The sequence below is a fragment of the Methylobacterium mesophilicum genome (assembly GCF_036441335.1).
GTDB lineage: Bacteria > Pseudomonadota > Alphaproteobacteria > Rhizobiales > Beijerinckiaceae > Methylobacterium > Methylobacterium mesophilicum_B.
The window spans coordinates 49,924-68,262 of record NZ_MLBW01000039.1; the positions used below are offsets into that span (position 1 = coordinate 49,924).

The window sequence follows — 18,339 nt, forward strand, 5'->3', positions numbered from 1 at the left end:
ACGGCGCGGAGCGATAAGGCTTATGCCGCCGTGGAATGATCCGCCCGGGTCTCGGCCATGGCTGCCTCGACGAAGCCGGCGAAGAGCCGTGCCTTGGCGCTGGCCATGCGGCCGGTGGGGAAGACCGCCCAGAGATCGATCGGGGGCAGCGTCCAGGCCTCCAGCAGCCGCCGCACCGCGCCGCTCGCCAACTCGGGGGCGAACATCCAGTCCGACGTGACGGTGAGTCCGATATCGGCCAGGACCGCAGCCCGCAGGCCCTCGGCCGCGCTGACCCGCACGCGGCCATGGACCGAGACCGACACCGCGGCACCGTCCCGGGTGAAGGACCAGACATCGGGCAGCTGGCTGTAGATCACCGCCTCGTGCCCTGCCAGGTCCGCCGGGCTGCGCGGCTCGCCCGCGCGGGCGAGGTAGCCGGGTGTGGCGAGGACCGAGCGCGCGCCGGTCGCGAGCTTGCGCGCGACGGCGGTCGAGTCCGGCAGGGCGCCCATGCGCAGCGACAGGTCGATCCCCGCGCTGACGAGGTCGATCACCCGGTCGTCGAGGATGATCTCGATGTCGAGGTCCGGGTGCGCGGCGAGAAAGCGCGGTAGCAGCGGCACCACGTGGAGCCGCGCGAAGGTGGTCGCCGCCGAGWCGCGCAGCCGGCCCGAGAGCCCGGCCCCAGCGCCGCGGGCCGCGCGCTCGGCCTCGTCCGCCTCGGCGATGGCGGCCCGGGCCCGCTCGTAGAAGCGCAGGCCCGCCTCCGTGGGGCTCAGGCCATGGGTCGAGCGGACGAGCAGGCTGACCTGCAGCCGGTTCTCCAGCTGGGCGATCGTCTTGGAGACGGCAGGCTGGCCGACGTTCAGGAGCCGGGCGGCGCCCGAGAAGGAGCCGGCCTCGACGACCCGTACGAAGGTGGCCATCGCCTGATACCGGTCCACGCCATTCCTCCCTGGAATGAGCGTTATCGCCCTGGGCCGCCTGCCCTGTCTATCGGGGGAGGCGCATCACTCCGGTCGTCCGCGCCGCGCCGCCGCGGTGATGCATCCGGAAGCCGCACCATGACCCTGCAATCCGAGCTCGACGCGTTCAAGGCCGACTTCGAGGCCGGCAAGCCCCCCTACAACGTCCCGCCCTCGGTGATCCGGACGATGCACCGGGCCACCGCGGAGCTGATCGCCTCCGGCGCGGCGGCCCGCGCCCTCAGGGCCGGCGACCGGGCTCCGGCCTTCAGGCTCAACGATCCGGAGGGTCAGCCCGTCTCCTCGGTGACCCTGCTGGACCGCGGCCCGCTCGTGATCAGCTTCTATCGCGGCGTGTGGTGCCCCTACTGCAACATGGAGCTCCAGGCGCTCCAAGAAGCGCTGCCGCGATTCGAACACCTGGCCGCAAGCCTCGTCGCCATCTCGCCGCAGACGGCGGCCAACAGCCGGAAATCGGTCCGCCAGAACGCGCTCGGCTTCCCGATCCTGTCGGACCCGCACAACGACGTCGCGGCCGCGTTCGGCCTGCGCTTCGCCCTGCCCGACTACTTGGTCGACCTCTACAAGAGCCTCAAGAACGACCTGCCGGCGTTCAACGGCGACGCGAGCTGGACCCTGCCGATGCCTGGACGCTTCGTCGTCGGGCAGGACGGCGTGATCCTCTACGCCGAGGTGAACCCCGACTACACCCGCCGCCCCGAGCCCGCGGACATGCTGCCGGCGCTCCGCCGCGCCGCCTCAATCGCTGCCTGACCCCGTCGACGGACCCACGACCCTGAGGAGATCCAGGATGTCCCGTACCTTTCTCGTGACCGGTGCCAGCAAGGGCATCGGGCTGGCGCTGGCCCACCGTCTCGCCGATGAGGGCCACCACGTCGTCGGCATCGCGCGCCGCGGTCTCGACGGCTTCCCCGGAACGCTCGTGCCGGTCGACCTCGCCGACGGCGACGCCACCGACGCGGTCCTCGCGGACCTGACCGGACGCTTCGCCTTCGACGGCGTGGTCAACAATGTCGGACTGGTCCGGCCGCAGCGGCTCGGGGCGGTCGAGATCCCCGCGCTGGACGAGGTCCTGCGCGTCAATCTCCACCCGGCGGTCCAGACCGTGCAGGCGACCCTGCCGGGCATGCGCCAGCGCGGCTGGGGCCGGGTGGTCAACATCGCCAGCCTGACCGTCCTCGGCAGCGTCGAGCGCACGGCCTACGCGGCCGCGAAGGCCGCGCTCGTCAGCTTCACGCGCTCCTGGGCGCTCGAGCTCGCCACGACCGGGATCACCGTCAACGCGGTCGCGCCGGGCCCGACCGAGACCGAGCTGTTCCGGGCGAACAACCCGCCGGGCAGCGAGGGCGAGACGCGCTATCTCGCCGGGGTGCCGATGGGCCGCTTCGGACGGCCGGAGGAGATCGCAGCGGCCATCGCGTTCCTGATGTCGGACGGGGCGGCGTTCATGACGGGGCAGACGCTCTACGTCGACGGCGGTGCCTCGATCGGCCGGGCGGCGCTGTAGCCCCGGGCGCGGCTCACCGGGTCGCGGCGGTCGCGAGCGCGTTGTCGCCGCCGACCAGTTGCAGGCACCATTCGGTGAAGGCGCGGACCTTGGCGGCGCGATGCTGGCGCGACGGGTAGATCGCGTACAGGGGGAAGGTCTCGTCGGGCCAATCCGGGAAGATCTCGACGAGCTTGCCGCTCGCTACGATGTTCCGGCTGCCGAGCTGCATCACCTGCGCGATCCCCGCGCCCTCGCAGCAGGCGCCGATCATCGTCTCGACGTCCGACACCATCAGGCGCGCCGCCTGCCGCACCGGCACGACCTCGTCGCCGCGGCGAAACTCCCAGGCGAAGGGACGGCCCGTCAACGGATCCTGATAGTCGATGCAGGCATGGTCGCGGAGGTCGCGCGGGTGCGCGGGGCGGCCATGCGCAGCCAGGTATGCCGGCGCCGCGACCGTCAGGATCCGCGTCTCCAGGAGCTTGCGCGCGGTGAAGCCCGCCAGCGGTGGATCCCCGAACCGGAGCGCCATATCGAACCCGTCGGCGACGAGGTCGCCGATCTGATCGCGCATGATCAGTTCGAGCCGCAGTTCGCGATGGATCGCGAGGAAGTGCGCCAGTTGCCGCGACAGGACCAGGCGCGAGAAGAACGGGTCGACATTCACCCGCAGGCGGCCGCGCACCGCCTGAGCGCTGCCCGCCGCCTCCAGGGCCGCGGCCTCGATCCCGTCGAGATGCGGGCCGACCCGCTCCCAGAAGCGTCGCCCCTCGTCGGTGAGCCGCAAGGTCCGGGTCGTGCGGTCGAGCAGGCGCACGCCGACACGCGCCTCCAGGCGCTGGATGGCGCGACCGACGCCGGACTGGGTGAGCCCGAGGGCCTCGGCGGCCCGGGTCATGGTCCCGGCCTCGACCACCGCCATCAGGATCGTCACGCCGGCGAGCAGCCGGCCATCGTACGGCATCGTTCCATGACTCCGGGTCCGGAATGATCTGACAGAACGGCGCTCATTTCTCGAGCGCCGCTGCGCCACATGGAGCCGAGGCAATTCAGAGGAGGCTCCCATGACAGGGCAATCCACGGCGCTCATCGTCGGCGCTTCGCGCGGACTGGGTCTCGCCCTCGCGGCGGAGTGGCTCGGGCGCGGGTGGCGCGTGATCGCAACGGCACGCGGCCGCTCCGACCAGCTCGAGACGCTCGGGAACCGCTTCCCCGACAGGCTTGAGATCCGGCCGGTCGACATCAACGATGCGGGCTCGGTCCGCACGCTGCGCGAGCGCCTGAGCGGTCGATGCGTGGATGTCCTGTTCATCAATGCGGGCATCGCGCGCGACATCGAGGCCAGCCCGGTCAGCGCGCGCGAGACGGACTTTCTCGACATGATGCTGACCAACGCCTTCTCGCCCGTGCGCGCGGTCGAACTCCTGCGGGATCTGGTGCCGGCCGGCGGCACCATCGGGATCATGAGCTCCGAACTCGGGAGCATCGCGAACGCCACCGGCGGCTGGCAGCTCTACGCGTCCAGCAAGGCCGCCCTCAACAGGCTCATGCAGGGCTATGCGGCCAAGCACCCCGACGACGGGCACGCCCTGCTCCTCGTCGCCCCCGGCTGGGTGCGGACCGAGATGGGCGGCGGCGATGCAACCCTGTCTGTCGAGGAGAGCATCCCGCGCGTGGTCGATATGATCGCGGCGAACCGCGGCTTGGTCGGGCTGCGCTACGTCGACCGGTTCAACAATCCGCTTCCCTGGTGACTGAACCATCGTGACGATGGAAGCGCGGCCGCAACCTGCCGCCCTCTGTGACCCGGGCGGACCGTCGCCGGGCACGGGCCGAGCCGGTGCGCCCGCCGCTCCCTGTGGGTCGCACCGAGTCCGAGATCGCCCTCGCACCACAGCACCAGATTTGCACGATACAGCACGTCGAGCGGCTTCCACTGCTTCATCGTCTTGGCGAGACTGTCAGCATTGATGGTGACAGTGTCTTCGATGTTCGTGTCCGACCCGCGACCGATCGGCCCGCGCGCCCCCTCAAGTCTTCGCGGAATCCGGGCCCGCGACGTCGGCTCCGCGCGGCGCCAGGGGTTCCAGCGCCTGGACCAGTCGCGTCGCCCGCGTGCGGTAGGCGCTCGGATCGCAGCCGTAGGCGGCTTTGAAAGCGTGCGAGAAGTAGCTGCGGCTGGCGTAGCCGACACTCTCGGCGATGACCTTCACGGGCATGGGCGACGCCGTCAGCATCTTGGCTGCCCGTTGCAGGCGCGCCCGCTGCAGATATTCGATCGGTCCCTCGTCGAAGATGGCGGAGAAGCGCTCGGCGAAACCGGAGCGGCTCATCCCGCAGAGCGCAGCCAGGCTGTCGACTGTGTGCGGCGCCCCGGGCGCATCGAGGATCGCCGCGATCGCCGGGACCAGCCTCGGATCGCGCAATGTCTCGAAGATCGGCGATTGCGCGCCCTTCTCCTTCAGGTGAACGCGAAGCAGGATCGCAAGACACTGCTTCATCAGGGCGCTCGTCACCTCCTGCGTGCCGAAACTCGGTTGAACCAGTTCCTCGACCATGAACGCGAAGGCGTGGCGCAACCGATCGCTGCCCGACAGATCCTCGACCAGCGCGTCGTGCAGGCGATCGAAGAGACCGAGCGCGCCGGCATAGCGCGCCGAGATGGATCCGCAGGCCAGGAGAATGTCGCGACTCCCATCGCCGGCCGTCAGTGCGATGAGGCCGTCTGGAAGTACTCTGCGCGCATCGTCAGCGGTAACCGCACGGCTGGCTCCGGCGAAACCGATTGCGTGCCGCATGCCGCGCGGCGGGATGATGATGCAATTCGGCCCGAAACGCAGAGGTTCTTGACCTTCCACGGCAATCGTCCCGCACCCTGCCAGAACGTAGTGAACGAGGATCGCGTCCGGCATGCCGTTCTTCGACAGCTGCCAGCCTTCCTGAATCTCGCAGAATGCGAAAGCGTGAACCTGCACCGACAAGGTAGAGAACAGATTTGAGAGCGTATCGCAGGACATAGATTCCTCTTTATGTCTTATGCTGACACGAAATATATCATCTGATCTCATGAATTATCGTCGCCACGACCGAGAGACGTCGTGAAATACGGATCCAATACCGAAGGTCGGCGCGCGGTCGCTCGAACACATCTCGCGCACGGGATCGGAAATCACAGGGGACATCCGGACCATGAGGATGAACGGCAGCGCTTCCGCCTCCCGCCTGCACCCTTGGCCGGTGCGGGTCATGCACTGGACGAACGCCGTGACGATGGTGGTGCTGATCGGCTCCGGCTGGGGCATCTACGACGATTCCGTCATCATCCACGGCGTGTACTTTCCCAAGGCGATCCGGCTCGGGTCCTGGGCGGCCGAGAGCCTGCTCTGGCATTTCGCCGCCATGTGGCTGCTGGTTGCTAACGGCGGCGCCTATCTCGTCTACGGCGTGGCGACGGGGCGCCTGCGCGAGCGCCTCCTGCCGATCCGGCCGCGCGACATCGTGCAGACGGTCCGCGACGCGCTGCGGCTCAAGCTCGCCCACGAGGATCTGACGACCTACAACGCCGTCCAGAAGATCCTCTACATCGTGGCCATTCTGGCGGGCATCAGCCAGGTCGTCAGCGGGCTGGCCATCTGGAAGCCGGTCCAGTTCTCCGGTCTCGTCGCGCTGCTCGGCGGCTTCCAGGGCGCGCGCCTCGTCCACTTCGCCGGCATGGCGGTGCTGGCGGGCTTTCTCGCCATCCACGTCGTGCTCGCCCTGCTCGTGCCGCGCACGCTGTGGGCGATGCTGACCGGCGGCCCGGTCCGCCGTCCGGCCCTCCCGGCCGTGGCGCGGGAGGCGGCGCGATGATGTCGCCGTTCCGCCCCCTCAAGGTGCCGGATTCCGGCATCCTCGACGACCACAGGCCCCTGATCCGGCAGATCGAGCGGCGCGGTCTGCTGCGCGGCGGCCTGACGCTGGGGGCGCTCACCCTGCTCACCGGCTGCGACGTGACCGACACGACCGCGGTCGGCCGCGCGCTCCGCGCGGTCTCCGACTTCAACGACGGCGTCCAGGCCGCCCTCTTCGATCCCCGCAAGCTCGCGCCGGAATACCCCGCCTCCCAGGTTCTGAAGCCGCCGCGCTTCAACGCCTACTACGATGTCGAGGACGTGAAGCCGGTCGACGGCGAGGCGTGGCGGCTCGAGCTCGCCGGCCTGATCTCCGACAGGCGGCCCTGGACGCGCCGGCAGATCGCGGAACTGCCCGAGCGCGAGATCATCATCCGCCACGTCTGCGTGGAGGGCTGGGACTATATCGGGCAGTGGTCGGGCGTGCCGCTCCGCGCCTTCCTGGAGCGCGTCGGCGCCGACCTCACCGCCAAGTACGTCGCCTTCAAGACGGCGGACGACTACCCGAGCAGCATCGACATGGCCAGCGCGCTGCACCCGCAGACGCTGCTCGCCACCCGCTACGCCGGCCAGGACCTGCCGGATCCCTACGGGTATCCGCTGCGCCTGCGCACCGCGGTCAAGCTCGGCTTCAAGAACCCGAAATGGATCACGGCCATCGAGGTCACCAACACCTATCCCGGCGGCTACTGGGAGAGCCGCGGATTCAGCTGGTTCGCCGGCCTGTGAGCGCCCGCGCGCTTCCCAGCGCCTGCGGCGCGATCCTGCTGACCCTCGCCCTCACCGGTGCGGGGCGGGCGCAGACGGCCGGTCCCTCGCCGGCCCCCGACCACATGCCGAAGCCCGGCATGACCGCCCCCGAGATGGCCGGTCGTGCCGCCGACCGGTTCCCCCAACCTGTGCGCGTCGGCGATCTCCCGGGCCGCTTCCTGCTCCAGCCGGAGGAGTCCCAGCCCGTGCTCGGCCGCGTGACCGGGCTCGTCCGCCGCGACGACGGCGGCACCGCCGTGATCGTGCGCCTCGACGGCGCCCTCGGGCTGACCTGGCTCGGCCTCCGGCCGGTGGCCTGGAGCGGGATCGGCCCCCGGCTCGTGGCCGTGCCGGTCGAGGCGGTGGCGCTGCTCGGCGAGCACGTCGCCCTCATGGGCCTGACGCCGGAGCGCCTGCACGCGCTGCCGACCTTCGCGCCCGGCTCGGCCACCGCGATCCCGCCGGACGAGACGCTCCGCATCGGGATCGTCCGGCCCTTCCACTGAGCGCGGAGGATTCTGGGAGATGCTACCGAGACCGACATCCGCATCGTCCGCCACCTGCGCGATCGGCGTGATGGCCAAGGCGCCGCGCAGCGGCCGCTCCAAGACGCGGCTGTGCCCGCCGCTGAGTCCCGACCAGGCCGCGCGCCTGAGCGCCGCCTTCCTGCGCGACACGACCGCCAACATCCTGGAGGCGGCGCGCACCGCGCCGATCGCCGCCTACGCGGCCTACGCGCCGCGCGGCGCCGAGGCGCTGGTGATCCCAAACCTCGCACGTGGCACGCAGCTCGTCCCGGCGGACGGCGACATCCCGGCCCCGCCGGCGGTCGAGGGCTTCGGCCGCTGCCTGCTGCAGGCCGTCGGGAGCATGCTCGCGGAGGGCCATGCGGCGGCCTGCGTGCTCAGCGCCGACATCCCGACGCTGCCGACGCGCCGCCTCGTCCAGGCCGCCCGAATCCTGCTCGCGCCGGGAGACCGCGCCGTGGTCGGCGCCTGCGACGACGGCGGCTACTACATTCTCGGCCTCAAGCAGGCCCATGCCCGCCTGTTCGCCGACATCGCCTGGAGCACCGACACCGTCGCGGCCGCGACCCGCGCCCGGGCGCGCGAGATCGGCCTCGATCTCGTCGAGCTGGAGCCCTGGTTCGACGTCGACGACGCGGCCGCGCTCGCCCGGCTCTCGGCCGACAGGACCGGCTTCGCCGCCCCGGCGACGCGCGCGGTCCTGGCGCGGCTGGCGGAGACGTCGGAGGCCGTGCCCGCATGACCCGGCTCCTCGCCAGCCCCGCGCGCCGGCTCGCGGCCCTCGGCCTCCTGCTGCTCGTCGTGAATGTCGGCGCGCTCGCGGTCCACGTGCCGGGCGCCGACACGGTCGGCTCGGTCACCCGCGCCAACGTCTTCGTCGGCACCGTGGCGGTCGGCCTCGCGGTCTACCTCGTCGCCGTGCGCCTCGTGCTGCGGGAGCGGCTGCCGCGGGCGGCCCTGTGGACGATCCTCGGCGTCGCCGTGCTGATGCGGGCCGCGCTGCTGCCGGTGCCGCCGTTCCTGTCGAGCGACATCTACCGCTACGTCTGGGACGGGCAGGTCCAGGCGGCCGGGATCAACCCCTACCGCTACATCCCGGCCGATCCGGCCCTCGAACGGCTGCGCGATCCGGCGGTCTACCCGCTGATCAACCGGAAGGATTACGCCCGCACGATCTACCCGCCCGCGGCGCAGATGGTCTTCGCCGCCGTCGGCCAGCTCGCGCACGGCGTCACCGGGATGAAGCTGGCGATGCTGGGCTTCGAGGCCCTGGGCGTGCTGGCGATGCTCGCGATCCTGCGCGGCGCCGGCCTGCCGTCGGCGCGCATCCTGATCTACGCCTGGAACCCGCTCGCCCTGTGGTCCTTCGCCTGCGACGGGCACGTCGACGCCGTGGCGATCGGTCTCCTCGGCCTCGCGCTATTGGCCCGCACCCGCCGCCGGTACGGGCTCGCGGGCGCGCTCCTCGGCGCGGCGACACTGGTGAAGCTGCTGCCCGTCGCGGTGGCGCCCGCCTTCGTGCGCGGTGGCCGGCTGTGGCGGCCGATGCTCGTCGGAGCGGCCGTGATCGCCGTCCTCTACCTGCCCTATCTCGGCGCCGGCGCGAACGTGCTCGGCTTCGCCGGGGGCTACGGAGCCGAGGAGGGGTACGAGACCGGCGCGGGCTACTGGCTGCTCGCCGGGCTCGGCCATCTCGGGCTCGGCCCCCCGGGCCTGCTGCGGACCTACCTGGTCTGCGCCGGCCTGACGCTCGCCGCGCTCGCGCTCCGGATCGCCTTCGGCCGGGACCGGGCACCCGCGCGCGACGCGGTCGCGCTGTGCCGCGATGCCGGGCTCCTCGCCGCCCTCACCACCTGCGCGGCGAGCCCGCACTACGCTTGGTATTACCCCTGGCTGGCGCTGCCCGCGGTGGTCGCGCCGGCCCCGGCCCTGATCTGGCTCGGCGCGGCGCCGATCCTGTTCCTGATCGATCCGCTCAACGACCGCTTCCTCTGGCCGTCGCTGGTCTTCGTCCCGGCCCTCGTCCTGGCCGCCCGCTCCCTGTGGCAGGCCCGCACCGCACCCCTCGCCGCCCTCCCGGAAGGAACCGCCCGATGACGGCCTCAGCCGCCCTGAAGGATCCGCGCCGCTACTTCGAGGCGATCGGTGCCGACCGCGCCTCCGAGGCCGTGGCGCCGCCGGTCTGCCTCTACCTGGAGGTCACGAACCGCTGCAACCTGCTTTGCGAGACCTGCCCGCGCACCTTCGAGACCCTCGAGCCCCCGGCCGACATGAGCTGGGATCTGTTCACGCGGATCGTCGACCAGGTGCCGAACGTCGCCCGGGTCGTGCTCCACGGGGTCGGCGAGCCGATGCTGGTGAGGGACCTGCCGCGGATGGTCCGCTACCTCAAGGATCGCGGCACCTACGTCCTGTTCAACACCAACGGCACCCTGATGCAGCCGAAGCGCTTCCGGGAGCTGATCGAGACCGGTCTCGACGAGCTGCGCGTCTCCCTCGACGCCGCCGACCGGGCCTCGTACCGCAGGGTGCGCGGCAAGGACTTTTTCGACCGGATCGTGCGCGACGTCGGCAAGTTCGTCGCGTTCCAGAAGGCGAGTGGCGCCACGACGCCGCGGGTCTCGCTCTGGCTGACAGGCCTCAAGGAGACCGTGGACCAGCTCCCGGCCTTCGTGCGGCTGGCGGCCGAGATGGGCGTGACCGAGGTGCACCTGCAGCGCCTCGTCTTCGACGAGGCCGGGTACGGCATGGCCCGCGCCGACCTGTCGCTGTTCGAGAGCGCGCGGGCCGAGGAGACCGCGGCGATCGCCGAGGCCGAGGCCCTGGGCCGCTCGCTGGGGGTGACGCTCGACGCCTCGGGCGCGACCGAGCCCGGGATCAGCCTGAAGCGGCAGGAGGACCGCGCCTGGGCCACCTGTCGGCGACCCTGGTCCCTGATGTACGTCACCGCCCACGGACGGGCGCTGCCCTGCTGCATCGCGCCCTTCTCGGTGCGCGGCTACGCCAACTACACGCTGGGCGACGCCACGCAGGCCACGCTCCGGGAGATCTGGAACGGACCGGCCTATCGCGACTTCCGCACGTCGCTCCTCTCCGACGCGCCGCCCGCCCCGTGCCGCAATTGCGGCCTGCGCTGGAGTCTCTGAGCGATGCACCCGGTCAGCATCGTCATCCCGACCCTGAACGAGGCCGCGGCGATCGGTGCGGTGATCCGCGAGATCCCGCCCGCCTACGCGGCCGACATCGTCGTCGCCGACAGCGGCTCGACCGACGGGACGCAGGCCATCGCCCGGGCCGCGGGCGCGCGGGTGGTCGAGGCCGGGCGCGGCTACGGCCGGGCCTGCGCGCTCGGTGCGGCCGCGGCCGATCCGGCCTCGCGCGCGATCGTCTATCTCGACGGCGACGGCGCGGATCGCGGCGACCTGATCGACCGCATCGCCGAGCCGGTGCTCGCCGGCCACCACGACCTCGTCCTCGCCTCGCGCACGCTGGGGAGCCGAGAGCCGGGATCGATGCTCTGGCACCAAGTCCTCGCCGGCCGCCTCGCCGGCCTCGGCATCGGCCTGCGCTACGGCGTCCGCTACACCGACATGTGCGCCTTCCGCGCCATCGACCGCGCCGCGCTGAGGGCCCTCGACCTGCGCGAGCTGACCTACGGCTGGAACATCGAGATGCAGATGCAGGCCGCCCGCGCGGGCCTGCGCGTCCGCGAGGTGCCGATGCCCTACCGCCGCCGTCTCGGCGGATCCTCGAAGGTGGCCGGTTCGCTCGGTGGGACGCTGCGGGCCGCCACGCGGATCGGCGCGACCTACCTGCGCGTCGCCGCAGGGCCGGCGCGGGGCGCGTGAGGTCGACGATGGCGCTCGAGGACGACGCTGGACCAGGCCTGTGGGCCGCCCCCCGGACGGAGGAGGCCGTCCCCGACACGCGGCAGGATCACGGGATCGTGCCATCGCGCGCGTTCGCGTTGGCGGCGTATCTCGACCGCTGGTCGGGCTGCGCGCACCACGCCCTCGCGGCCTCGGATTCGGAACCGCTGACGCTCGCCGCGTTGCTGCACCTCGCCGGTCCGGAGGATCGTCGGCGCTGGCGGGCGGCGGATCTCGGCTACGCCGACCCGCGCGGCGCCCCCCGGCTGCGCGCCACCGTCTCCGCCCGCTACCACCGGCTCGAGGCGGACGATGTGCTGATCAGCGCGGGCGCGCAGGAAGCGGTGACCTGCGTGTTGAGCGCGCTGCTCGGTCCGGCCGACCACGCGGTGGTGGTGGTGCCGATCTACCAGCCCTCGGAACTCGTCGTGACCAGCCTGTGCGCGGCCGACGGTGTCGCGCTCCGCCCGGACCGAAACTGGCCCCTCGATCTCGACCGCCTCGCGGCGGCCATCCGGCCGAACACGCGGCTCGTGCTGACGAACTTCCCCAACAGCCCGACCGGTGCGGTGCTGGATCGAGCGACCCTGGCCGGCCTGATCGACCTCTGCCGCCGACACGGGTTGTGGCTCGTCAACGACGAGGTCTACCGCCAGACGGACCGCGACCCGGAGCGCGCCGTTCCGCCCGTCGTCGACCTGTACGAGCGCGGAATCTCCATCAACGGGCTGTCGAAGGGGTTCGGGCTCCCGGGGCTGCGCGTCGGCTGGGCCGCCTGTCGCGACCGCGCGCTGCTCGACCGCATCCTCGCGGCCAAGAATCTGCTGTCGAGCTGCCTCGCCCGGCCGAGCGAGATCCTGGCGCAGGTCGCGCTGCAGGCCGAGCCGCACCTGACCGGCCGCGCCCGCGGGATCGGGCAACGCAACCTTCACCGCCTGCGGGCACTCCTCGACCGCCATCCGGACCTGTTCGATCCGGACGAGCCGAGGAACCTCGCCTTCGCCTGTCCCCGCTTCCGCGGGCGGGAGGGGGCGACGACCTTCGCGCGGATTCTCGCGGCGGAGGACGGCGTCCTCGTGTTGCCCTCCGCCCTGTGGCACTCTGCGCTGGCGTCGATCCCCGCGGACCGCCTGCGCCTCGGCCTCGGCCGCGTCGGCAGCGGTGCGGCGCTCGGGATCCTCGCGGATCACCTGCTGCGGCGCGCCGGCCGATGAGCACCGAACGCCTCGACATCTGCGACCTCGTGCCTGGCCCCGCCGCCATCGCGTCGGGGCGCGCGGAGATCCCGTTCCTGGCCGACCTCGGCGGAGAGGCCGCCGACGCGGTCCGGGCGCGGATGACCTCGGTCGCGGTCGCCGGGGGACGGCCATTGTTCGAGGAGGGGGACGAGGCCGACGCGCTCTACACGCTGGTCAGCGGCGCGGTCGGCCTCTCGACCCGCGACCCGCGCGACGGCAGCGTGCGCCGCCTCATCCGCCTGTCCCCACCGGACACCGTGGGCGAACTCGCCCTGCTCACCGGCGAGCCGCGCTCGGTCACCGCGACGGCCCTGCGCGACACGCACCTCCTGCGGCTCTCCCGAGACGCGTTCGCCGATCTGATCGCCGCCCATCCCGGGACGCTGCTCTACTTCGCCCGGATCCTGGCCGCGCGGCTGCGCATCGCCCATACGGGCGTGACCCTGCGCCACGCGCCGCGGAGCTTCGCCGTCCTGGCGGTGACCGAGGGCCGCACGGCGACGGCCTTCGGCGAGCGGCTGGCGCGGGCCCTCGACGCCGCGCTGCCGGGGCGGACCGGCTGCCTGTCCGAATGGCCGCCCGAGGCCGACGAGGCCTGGTTCCACCGCTACGAGCAGGCGCACGACCGCACGGTCTTCGTCGCCCACCGGATCGACTGCCCCTGGTGCCAGCTCTGCCTGCGTCATGCCGACCACGTCCTGCTGCTGGCCGAGCCTGGTGCGCCACCGCGGCCGGGCGCGGCGGCCTACCTGGCCGCGATCCGCTCTCCCTGGATCCGCATGGACCTCGCGGTGGCACAGCCCGCCGAGGCGCGCCTGCCGCGCCCCCTGCATCCGGACGTCGCCGCGCTCCCCTTCTCCCTGCGGCTCCAGGTCCGCGAGAACCACGCCGGCGACTTCGCCCGGCTCGCCCGGATCGCGTCCGGCCATGCCCGCGCCCTCGTCCTCGGCGGAGGCGGGGCCCGCGGCCTCGCCCATCTCGGCGTCCTGCGGGCGCTCGCCGAGGCCGGGCTCGACATCGATCTCGTCGGCGGCACCAGCATGGGCTCGATCCTGGCCGCCAGCGTCGCCCTGGACTGGAGCCTCGACGCGATCGAGGCCGACACGGTCGCGTCCTTCGTCGGACGCAATCCTCTCGACGACTACACCCTGCCGTTCCACGCCCTGACGCGCGGAGCCAAGGTGGATGCGGGATTGGCCGCGCGCTTCGGGGATGCCCGCATCGAGGATCTCTGGCGCCCGTTCTTCTGCGTGTCCTCGAATCTCACCACCGGCACCGCCATGGTCCACTGGGCGGGCCCCCTCGACCGGGCGGTTCGGGCCAGCATCGCCATTCCCGGGTTGCTGCCTCCGGTGGCGAGCGCGGACGGCATCCTCGTGGATGGCGGCATGATGAACAACCTGCCCGCCGACGTGATGGCTGACCTCGACCGCGGGCCGGTCCTCGCGGTGGATGTCGGCAGCGACGCCGCCTTCCAAGTCATGGCGCGGCAGGGTCGGGGCGCGCAGGCGTTCCGGCGCTTCCTGGGCATCTCGGACCAGCTTCCCGGCATCGCCCACCTGCTCCTGCGCTCCGCCATGGTGTCGAGCGGCGCCCAGACCATGGCGGCCGTCACCCGCGCCGCCGTCCTGCTCAGACCCGCCCTGGCCGGAGTCGACCTGCGGGCGTGGTCGAGCTTCGAGACGACGGCCGAGCTCGGCTATCGCTGCGCACAGGAAGCACTGGCCTCCGGCCGCCTGCGCGCCTGGACATGAGCCAATCCGGACGTCGCGCGATCGCGGCTTCCGGTCCACCGATCATCCGTATCCTGCCTCGGCGCTCGGGAGCGGGTGTCGTCGATCTCAATCGCTGCCAGGGCTAAGCAAAGTTCTGCTACGCTGTGCCCGACCATTTCGAGATTCGGGGGGACGAGATCCCGTTCTATGATCCGGTGCCCCCGGATCCGAAGCGGGCGCAGATCGAGCGGGCTCAGGAGACCTGCCCGGTCCGGGTCATCGCAGTCGAGCCTGGCGGCTTCCCCGAGGCGATGAAACTGTGAACGGCGGCCACAGACCGGGCATTGTCTTGGTAGGCGCCTCCCTTGCGCGTGGTGACCGTTGCGGCGGCCAATCGCACGGCGCGGATCGCCTGGGCGATCATGACCCGCGGCGGCGGCTACCGCGCACCGGCGGCCAGGGCTGCCTGACAGCACGCAGAGGAGACGTTTCCAGGTTGCGAGGACGATGAGAGTTGATGGCGAACCGGTCAGATCGGGAGCCGGGACACCCCGCCGTCTGTCCAGTGCGTCATAGCCCGTAAAGCGGAGTGGGACCCAGCTCGCGGATACCATTAGGGCCAGCAGTCAACATGAACGATTGCATCGACAGGCCGGACACAAGACTGCACCCGACCAACGCGTCAGAAGCTCAATTCGCCACTTGCGCTGCGGGAGCCATCCACACAGGACAGGCACAAAACCACCCTCAGGGGGCATCCTGCTTGCGACCCAACCCGGTCGGAACGGTATGGTAGAGGCACTGCTGGAAAGCGGACGCTGCTATTATCGCAAGAAGCTTTTCCGCGCTCAGTCTGCTTGCCGAATATGCTCAAGCGCAGCGACCAATTCGCTGGGCTGAGAAAAGAATGGCGAGTGATCGCTCTCCAACGTGACGGTGTGCGAAACTGGAGTGGCGCGTTGCATGGCTTGCTGCTGAGCGATCGGGATCGCCTGATCTTTCGCGCACGTGATGTAGGCTCGTCGGACCGACCCGAAGCGAGGCTCAGTAACGTGGATCGGCGTCGACCAAATCTCGGTAGTCTCGGGAACAAGGCGTTCGCACGCGAACTGCACGAGCGGTTCAGGCGTTTCGTTGTAGAAAAATATTTTGACGCCTTCGCGACTGACCGTACAGTTTCCGTCATCGTCAAATATTAGCGCCTTAATAAAGGCCTCGGCATTGGCCGATTCCTGTACGATATCATTTAACGTCTGACCATCTTTGAGAAGAAAGGCGCATAGATAAACGAGTGACGCGATTTTATGAGGTATGCGTTCGGCCACTTCACTGATGATGAGGCCGGCGCGGCTGTGCCCGACGAGAATGACCGGTTCGCTCTGGGCGGTGGTAATCGCGGCAACCTGATCCGCCCAAGCTTGGAGCGGCTGTTTTGCCATGGAGTGCTGACCGGAGATCACGTCGTACAGATCGGGTGTCAGAACGCGATGTCCGGCTCGCTCGAGCAGCGGCACGACCTGCGACCAACACCAACTACCGTGCCACGATCCAGCAACGAGTATGTAGATAGCCATTCGACACCCTTTCTGGCGGACGTCGGTGTATCTTTGTCATGCCTCGTTACAGTATGATTTCAGGTGGGGTTCGATCACGTAGTGCGCGTTTGAGGTCCCATTGGACGTCGGCGTTCAGATCGAGCTTCCTGAACCGCGGACGGCTCATGTGGGTCGAAAGCGGTCCCGGCGGCGATGTCGGCTTCAAGACGTTGTTGTCCGAAAGTAGACCGTCTCGAAACCGCCCATCTGAGATGTTTAGGTAAGCGCTTCGTGATGGCAAATGTGGTTGAAAACCGCTAGCCTGCCTCTGCGCTGACCTGCTGGAAAATCGGACGAGCTGCCAAAACTCGAATCAGACAGATTTAGTTATCGAATCTTCGCAATGAAGCAGACGTTCGGGGCGAATTATTCTGCAAGGGGTGTTTGACCGCGGGTGGCCAACGCTACGCATTTGCCGTATTCAAATCCCCACGCGCATTGCGCCGGATAGCCTGTGGCGGCTGCCCGAACGCTCGAAGGAACGCGCGACGCATCCGGTTGCGGTCTGCGAAGCCGGTTTGGTCGGCGACGGCGTCAATAGGATGCCGGCTGCGTTCCATCAAAACTCGCGCAGCCTCGACCCGGAGGTTCTCGACCGCCTTGGCCGGCGACTGGCCGGTCTCGGCATGGAACACACGGCTGAACTGGCGCGGGCTGAGGTGGGCGGCTTGCGCCAATTCCTCGACCGAGAGCGGGCGGTGGAGGTTCCGCTTGGCATAGGTCAGGGCCGCCTGGATGCGGTCCGACTTCGCGTCGAGGTCGAGCAGGGTCGAGAACTGCGACTGGCCACCTGCCCGGCGATGGTAGAGCACGAGCTTCTTGGCGATCTCCTTCGTCACCGCGTGGCCGAGATCCGCCTCGATCAGGGCGAGCGCGAGGTCGATGCCGGCACTCATGCCCGCCGACGTCCAGATCGGGCCGTCGTTGATGAAGATGCGATCCGTGTCGGCCGTGCATTGTGGGAATTGGGCCTGTAGCTCCCGCGCATGCATCCAGTGCGTTGTGACTCGCCGCCCGTCGAGCAGTCCGGCCTCGCCGAGGACGAAGGCTCCCGTGCAGATGGCGGCGACGCGCCGGGCCCGAGCGGCCGCACGCTGAACGAGCGCGACGAGGCCCAGCGTCGACGGTTGCACGAAGGTGCCGCCGCCGATGACGAGCGTGTCGAAGGGCGTTTCGCCAAATGTCTCCGTTTCCACGTTCATGCCGGCCGAGGTGCCGACCGGACCTCCATGCTCGGAGATGAAGTGGATGTCGTAGGTCGCTTCGTCAGCCGCGAGGTTGGCGACCTCAAAGGCCGGCACGGCCGCCAGCGCCATCATCGAGTAGCCGGGATAGACGACGAAGCCCACGCGCTGCATGCCCGACTCCAATGACCTAAATCGACGCAACTATGACATTTGCGCCGCGCCAGGGCAACGGTAGCTTCCTCCCATCGAAGGCCGCCAACCTGTGGCGCGCATGACGAGGAGAACGACGATGACCACTCGATCCACGAAGGGCCTCGCTGTCGTGACCGGTGCATCTGCCGGCATCGGCGCGGTTTACGCCGACCGCCTCGCCAGACGGGGGTATGACCTGCTGCTAGTCGCTCGAAACGATGAGCGCCTGCAGGCGCTGGCCGACCGCCTGACCCGCGAGACGGGGCGCAAGGTCGAGCCGTTCAAGGCCGACCTGGGGCGCAAGCACGATCTCGCGCGCCTGGAGGCTCGCCTGCGCGAGGACGCGAGCATCACCATGCTGGTCAACAACGCCGGGATCGGCTCCGTCGCCTCGACTCTTCAGGCCGACGTCGAGACGATGGACGCGATGATCCAGCTCAACATCACCGCGCTGACCCGCCTGACCTACGCGGTCGCTCCCGCTTTCGTAGCGCGCGGATCGGGGACCATCATCAATATCTCGTCCGTGGTCGGCATCGCGGTCGAGATGCTGAACGGCGTCTACAGCGCCTCGAAGTCCTACGTCCTCAGCTTCGGCCACGCGTTGCAGAAGGACCTCGCGGACAAGGGCGTCCGCGTCCAGACCGTGCTGCCCGGCGCGACGGCCACCGAGTTCTGGGATGTCGCCGGCTATGCGGCGCAGAAGACGTCCGCGATCACCATGTCGGCGGCCGATCTGGTCGATGCGGCCTTGGCCGGTCTCGACCAGGGCGAGCTTGTCACCATCCCGGGCCTGCAGGACGCGGCCGATTGGACGCGCTGGGAGGAGGATCGCCGGGCGATCTCCGCCAAGTTCAACAACGCCAGGCCGTCGGCGCGCTACGGGCTTACGACCGCGAACGCAGCCTGAACCTGAGGC

Annotated in this window: 18 protein-coding genes and 1 pseudogene; 14 read left to right on the forward strand and 5 right to left on the reverse strand. The window is 70.1% G+C overall.

Annotation, left to right across the window (positions count from 1 at the left end; all coding sequences use genetic code 11):
* Positions 1 to 20: 20 nt before the first annotated feature.
* Positions 21 to 926, reverse strand: a complete 906-nt coding sequence (locus MMR14E_RS28680; RefSeq protein WP_331319019.1) for a LysR family transcriptional regulator — start codon at positions 924 to 926, stop codon at positions 21 to 23.
* A gap of 120 nt (positions 927 to 1,046) precedes the next feature.
* Here MMR14E_RS28680 and MMR14E_RS28685 point away from each other — a divergent pair, with 120 nt between their 5' ends.
* Positions 1,047 to 1,721 carry a peroxiredoxin-like family protein gene (locus MMR14E_RS28685; protein WP_331319021.1) on the forward strand — a complete coding sequence of 225 codons (675 nt, stop codon included), beginning with the start codon at positions 1,047 to 1,049 and terminating at the stop codon, positions 1,719 to 1,721.
* Between the two features lie 37 nt (positions 1,722 to 1,758).
* Positions 1,759 to 2,475 carry an SDR family oxidoreductase gene (locus MMR14E_RS28690; RefSeq protein WP_331319023.1) on the forward strand — a complete coding sequence of 239 codons (717 nt, stop codon included), beginning with the start codon at positions 1,759 to 1,761 and terminating at the stop codon, positions 2,473 to 2,475.
* Positions 2,476 to 2,488: 13 nt separating this feature from the next.
* On the opposite strand, the gene MMR14E_RS28695 is transcribed toward MMR14E_RS28690, so the two are convergent.
* Positions 2,489 to 3,421 (reverse strand): LysR family transcriptional regulator, encoded by a 933-nt coding sequence (locus MMR14E_RS28695; protein ID WP_331319025.1) that lies wholly within the window; start codon positions 3,419 to 3,421, stop codon positions 2,489 to 2,491.
* A 100-nt stretch (positions 3,422 to 3,521) separates the two neighbouring features.
* On the opposite strand from MMR14E_RS28695, the gene MMR14E_RS28700 reads away from it, so the two are divergent.
* Positions 3,522 to 4,211, forward strand: coding sequence for an SDR family NAD(P)-dependent oxidoreductase (locus MMR14E_RS28700; RefSeq protein WP_331319026.1), 690 nt, complete (start codon positions 3,522 to 3,524; stop codon positions 4,209 to 4,211).
* 276 nt (positions 4,212 to 4,487) lie between these two features.
* Here the strand turns inward: MMR14E_RS28700 and MMR14E_RS28705 are convergent, their stop codons facing one another.
* Positions 4,488 to 5,474, reverse strand: a complete 987-nt coding sequence (locus MMR14E_RS28705) for an AraC family transcriptional regulator (RefSeq protein ID WP_331319027.1) — start codon at positions 5,472 to 5,474, stop codon at positions 4,488 to 4,490.
* A gap of 178 nt (positions 5,475 to 5,652) precedes the next feature.
* Here MMR14E_RS28705 and MMR14E_RS28710 point away from each other — a divergent pair, with 178 nt between their 5' ends.
* The 10 genes and pseudogenes from MMR14E_RS28710 to MMR14E_RS28755 all read left to right on the forward strand — a co-directional run.
* Entirely contained in the window at positions 5,653 to 6,306 is a 654-nt protein-coding gene (locus MMR14E_RS28710; RefSeq protein WP_331319029.1) for a cytochrome b/b6 domain-containing protein, read from the forward strand.
* Positions 6,303 to 7,076 carry a molybdopterin-dependent oxidoreductase gene (locus tag MMR14E_RS28715; RefSeq protein ID WP_331319031.1) on the forward strand — a complete coding sequence of 258 codons (774 nt, stop codon included), beginning with the start codon at positions 6,303 to 6,305 and terminating at the stop codon, positions 7,074 to 7,076. Before MMR14E_RS28710 ends, MMR14E_RS28715 begins: the two co-directional genes overlap by 4 nt.
* On the forward strand, positions 7,073 to 7,603 hold the full coding sequence (locus tag MMR14E_RS28720) for a hypothetical protein (RefSeq protein WP_331319033.1): 531 nt from the start codon (positions 7,073 to 7,075) through the stop codon (positions 7,601 to 7,603). Before MMR14E_RS28715 ends, MMR14E_RS28720 begins: the two co-directional genes overlap by 4 nt.
* 70 nt (positions 7,604 to 7,673) lie before the next feature.
* Complete coding sequence (locus tag MMR14E_RS28725; RefSeq protein WP_331319035.1) at positions 7,674 to 8,366, forward strand: TIGR04282 family arsenosugar biosynthesis glycosyltransferase; 693 nt, start codon at positions 7,674 to 7,676, stop codon at positions 8,364 to 8,366.
* A complete protein-coding gene (locus MMR14E_RS28730; protein WP_331319037.1) occupies positions 8,363 to 9,721 on the forward strand; it encodes a glycosyltransferase 87 family protein in 1,359 nt (452 codons plus the stop codon). The genes MMR14E_RS28725 and MMR14E_RS28730 overlap by 4 nt, the downstream gene beginning before the upstream one ends.
* Positions 9,718 to 10,770 carry a radical SAM protein gene (locus tag MMR14E_RS28735; protein ID WP_331319039.1) on the forward strand — a complete coding sequence of 351 codons (1,053 nt, stop codon included), beginning with the start codon at positions 9,718 to 9,720 and terminating at the stop codon, positions 10,768 to 10,770. Before MMR14E_RS28730 ends, MMR14E_RS28735 begins: the two co-directional genes overlap by 4 nt.
* Positions 10,771 to 10,773: 3 nt before the next feature.
* Complete coding sequence (locus tag MMR14E_RS28740; protein ID WP_331319040.1) at positions 10,774 to 11,472, forward strand: glycosyltransferase family 2 protein; 699 nt, start codon at positions 10,774 to 10,776, stop codon at positions 11,470 to 11,472.
* Between the two features lie 8 nt (positions 11,473 to 11,480).
* The gene (locus MMR14E_RS28745; protein ID WP_331319042.1) at positions 11,481 to 12,707 is read left to right on the forward strand and encodes a pyridoxal phosphate-dependent aminotransferase; all 1,227 of its coding nucleotides are present in this window, start codon (positions 11,481 to 11,483) and stop codon (positions 12,705 to 12,707) included.
* Positions 12,704 to 14,485: a patatin-like phospholipase family protein gene (locus MMR14E_RS28750; RefSeq protein WP_331319044.1), complete on the forward strand. Its 1,782-nt coding sequence runs from the start codon at positions 12,704 to 12,706 to the stop codon at positions 14,483 to 14,485. Before MMR14E_RS28745 ends, MMR14E_RS28750 begins: the two co-directional genes overlap by 4 nt.
* Before the next feature lie 323 nt (positions 14,486 to 14,808).
* Positions 14,809 to 14,916 (forward strand): annotated as a pseudogene (locus MMR14E_RS28755) (IS110 family transposase); the annotation flags it as partial.
* A gap of 378 nt (positions 14,917 to 15,294) precedes the next feature.
* Here the strand turns inward: MMR14E_RS28755 and MMR14E_RS28760 are convergent.
* Both MMR14E_RS28760 and MMR14E_RS28765 read right to left on the reverse strand, forming a co-directional pair.
* The gene (locus MMR14E_RS28760) at positions 15,295 to 16,020 is read right to left on the reverse strand and encodes an alpha/beta fold hydrolase (protein ID WP_331319046.1); all 726 of its coding nucleotides are present in this window, start codon (positions 16,018 to 16,020) and stop codon (positions 15,295 to 15,297) included.
* A gap of 425 nt (positions 16,021 to 16,445) precedes the next feature.
* Positions 16,446 to 17,399, reverse strand: a complete 954-nt coding sequence (locus tag MMR14E_RS28765) for a GlxA family transcriptional regulator (RefSeq protein ID WP_331319048.1) — start codon at positions 17,397 to 17,399, stop codon at positions 16,446 to 16,448.
* 118 nt (positions 17,400 to 17,517) lie between these two features.
* On the opposite strand from MMR14E_RS28765, the gene MMR14E_RS28770 reads away from it, so the two are divergent.
* Complete coding sequence (locus tag MMR14E_RS28770) at positions 17,518 to 18,330, forward strand: SDR family oxidoreductase (protein ID WP_331319097.1); 813 nt, start codon at positions 17,518 to 17,520, stop codon at positions 18,328 to 18,330.
* Positions 18,331 to 18,339: the final 9 nt, after the last annotated feature.

Bases quoted from the DNA above. Each gene is read 5' to 3' on its own strand.
- MMR14E_RS28685 (WP_331319021.1), top strand. From the start codon at position 1,047: ATGACCCTGCAATCCGAGCTCGACGCGTTCAAGGCCGACTTCGAGGCC.
- MMR14E_RS28690 (WP_331319023.1), top strand. From the start codon at position 1,759: ATGTCCCGTACCTTTCTCGTGACCGGTGCCAGCAAGGGCATCGGGCTG.
- MMR14E_RS28695 (WP_331319025.1), bottom strand. From the start codon at position 3,421: ATGCCGTACGATGGCCGGCTGCTCGCCGGCGTGACGATCCTGATGGCG.
- MMR14E_RS28700 (WP_331319026.1), top strand. From the start codon at position 3,522: ATGACAGGGCAATCCACGGCGCTCATCGTCGGCGCTTCGCGCGGACTG.
- MMR14E_RS28705 (WP_331319027.1), bottom strand. From the start codon at position 5,474: ATGTCCTGCGATACGCTCTCAAATCTGTTCTCTACCTTGTCGGTGCAG.
- MMR14E_RS28710 (WP_331319029.1), top strand. From the start codon at position 5,653: ATGAACGGCAGCGCTTCCGCCTCCCGCCTGCACCCTTGGCCGGTGCGG.
- MMR14E_RS28715 (WP_331319031.1), top strand. From the start codon at position 6,303: ATGATGTCGCCGTTCCGCCCCCTCAAGGTGCCGGATTCCGGCATCCTC.
- MMR14E_RS28725 (WP_331319035.1), top strand. From the start codon at position 7,674: ATGGCCAAGGCGCCGCGCAGCGGCCGCTCCAAGACGCGGCTGTGCCCG.
- MMR14E_RS28730 (WP_331319037.1), top strand. From the start codon at position 8,363: ATGACCCGGCTCCTCGCCAGCCCCGCGCGCCGGCTCGCGGCCCTCGGC.
- MMR14E_RS28735 (WP_331319039.1), top strand. From the start codon at position 9,718: ATGACGGCCTCAGCCGCCCTGAAGGATCCGCGCCGCTACTTCGAGGCG.
- MMR14E_RS28740 (WP_331319040.1), top strand. From the start codon at position 10,774: ATGCACCCGGTCAGCATCGTCATCCCGACCCTGAACGAGGCCGCGGCG.
- MMR14E_RS28745 (WP_331319042.1), top strand. From the start codon at position 11,481: ATGGCGCTCGAGGACGACGCTGGACCAGGCCTGTGGGCCGCCCCCCGG.
- MMR14E_RS28750 (WP_331319044.1), top strand. From the start codon at position 12,704: ATGAGCACCGAACGCCTCGACATCTGCGACCTCGTGCCTGGCCCCGCC.
- MMR14E_RS28760 (WP_331319046.1), bottom strand. From the start codon at position 16,020: ATGGCTATCTACATACTCGTTGCTGGATCGTGGCACGGTAGTTGGTGT.
- MMR14E_RS28765 (WP_331319048.1), bottom strand. From the start codon at position 17,399: ATGCAGCGCGTGGGCTTCGTCGTCTATCCCGGCTACTCGATGATGGCG.
- MMR14E_RS28770 (WP_331319097.1), top strand. From the start codon at position 17,518: ATGACCACTCGATCCACGAAGGGCCTCGCTGTCGTGACCGGTGCATCT.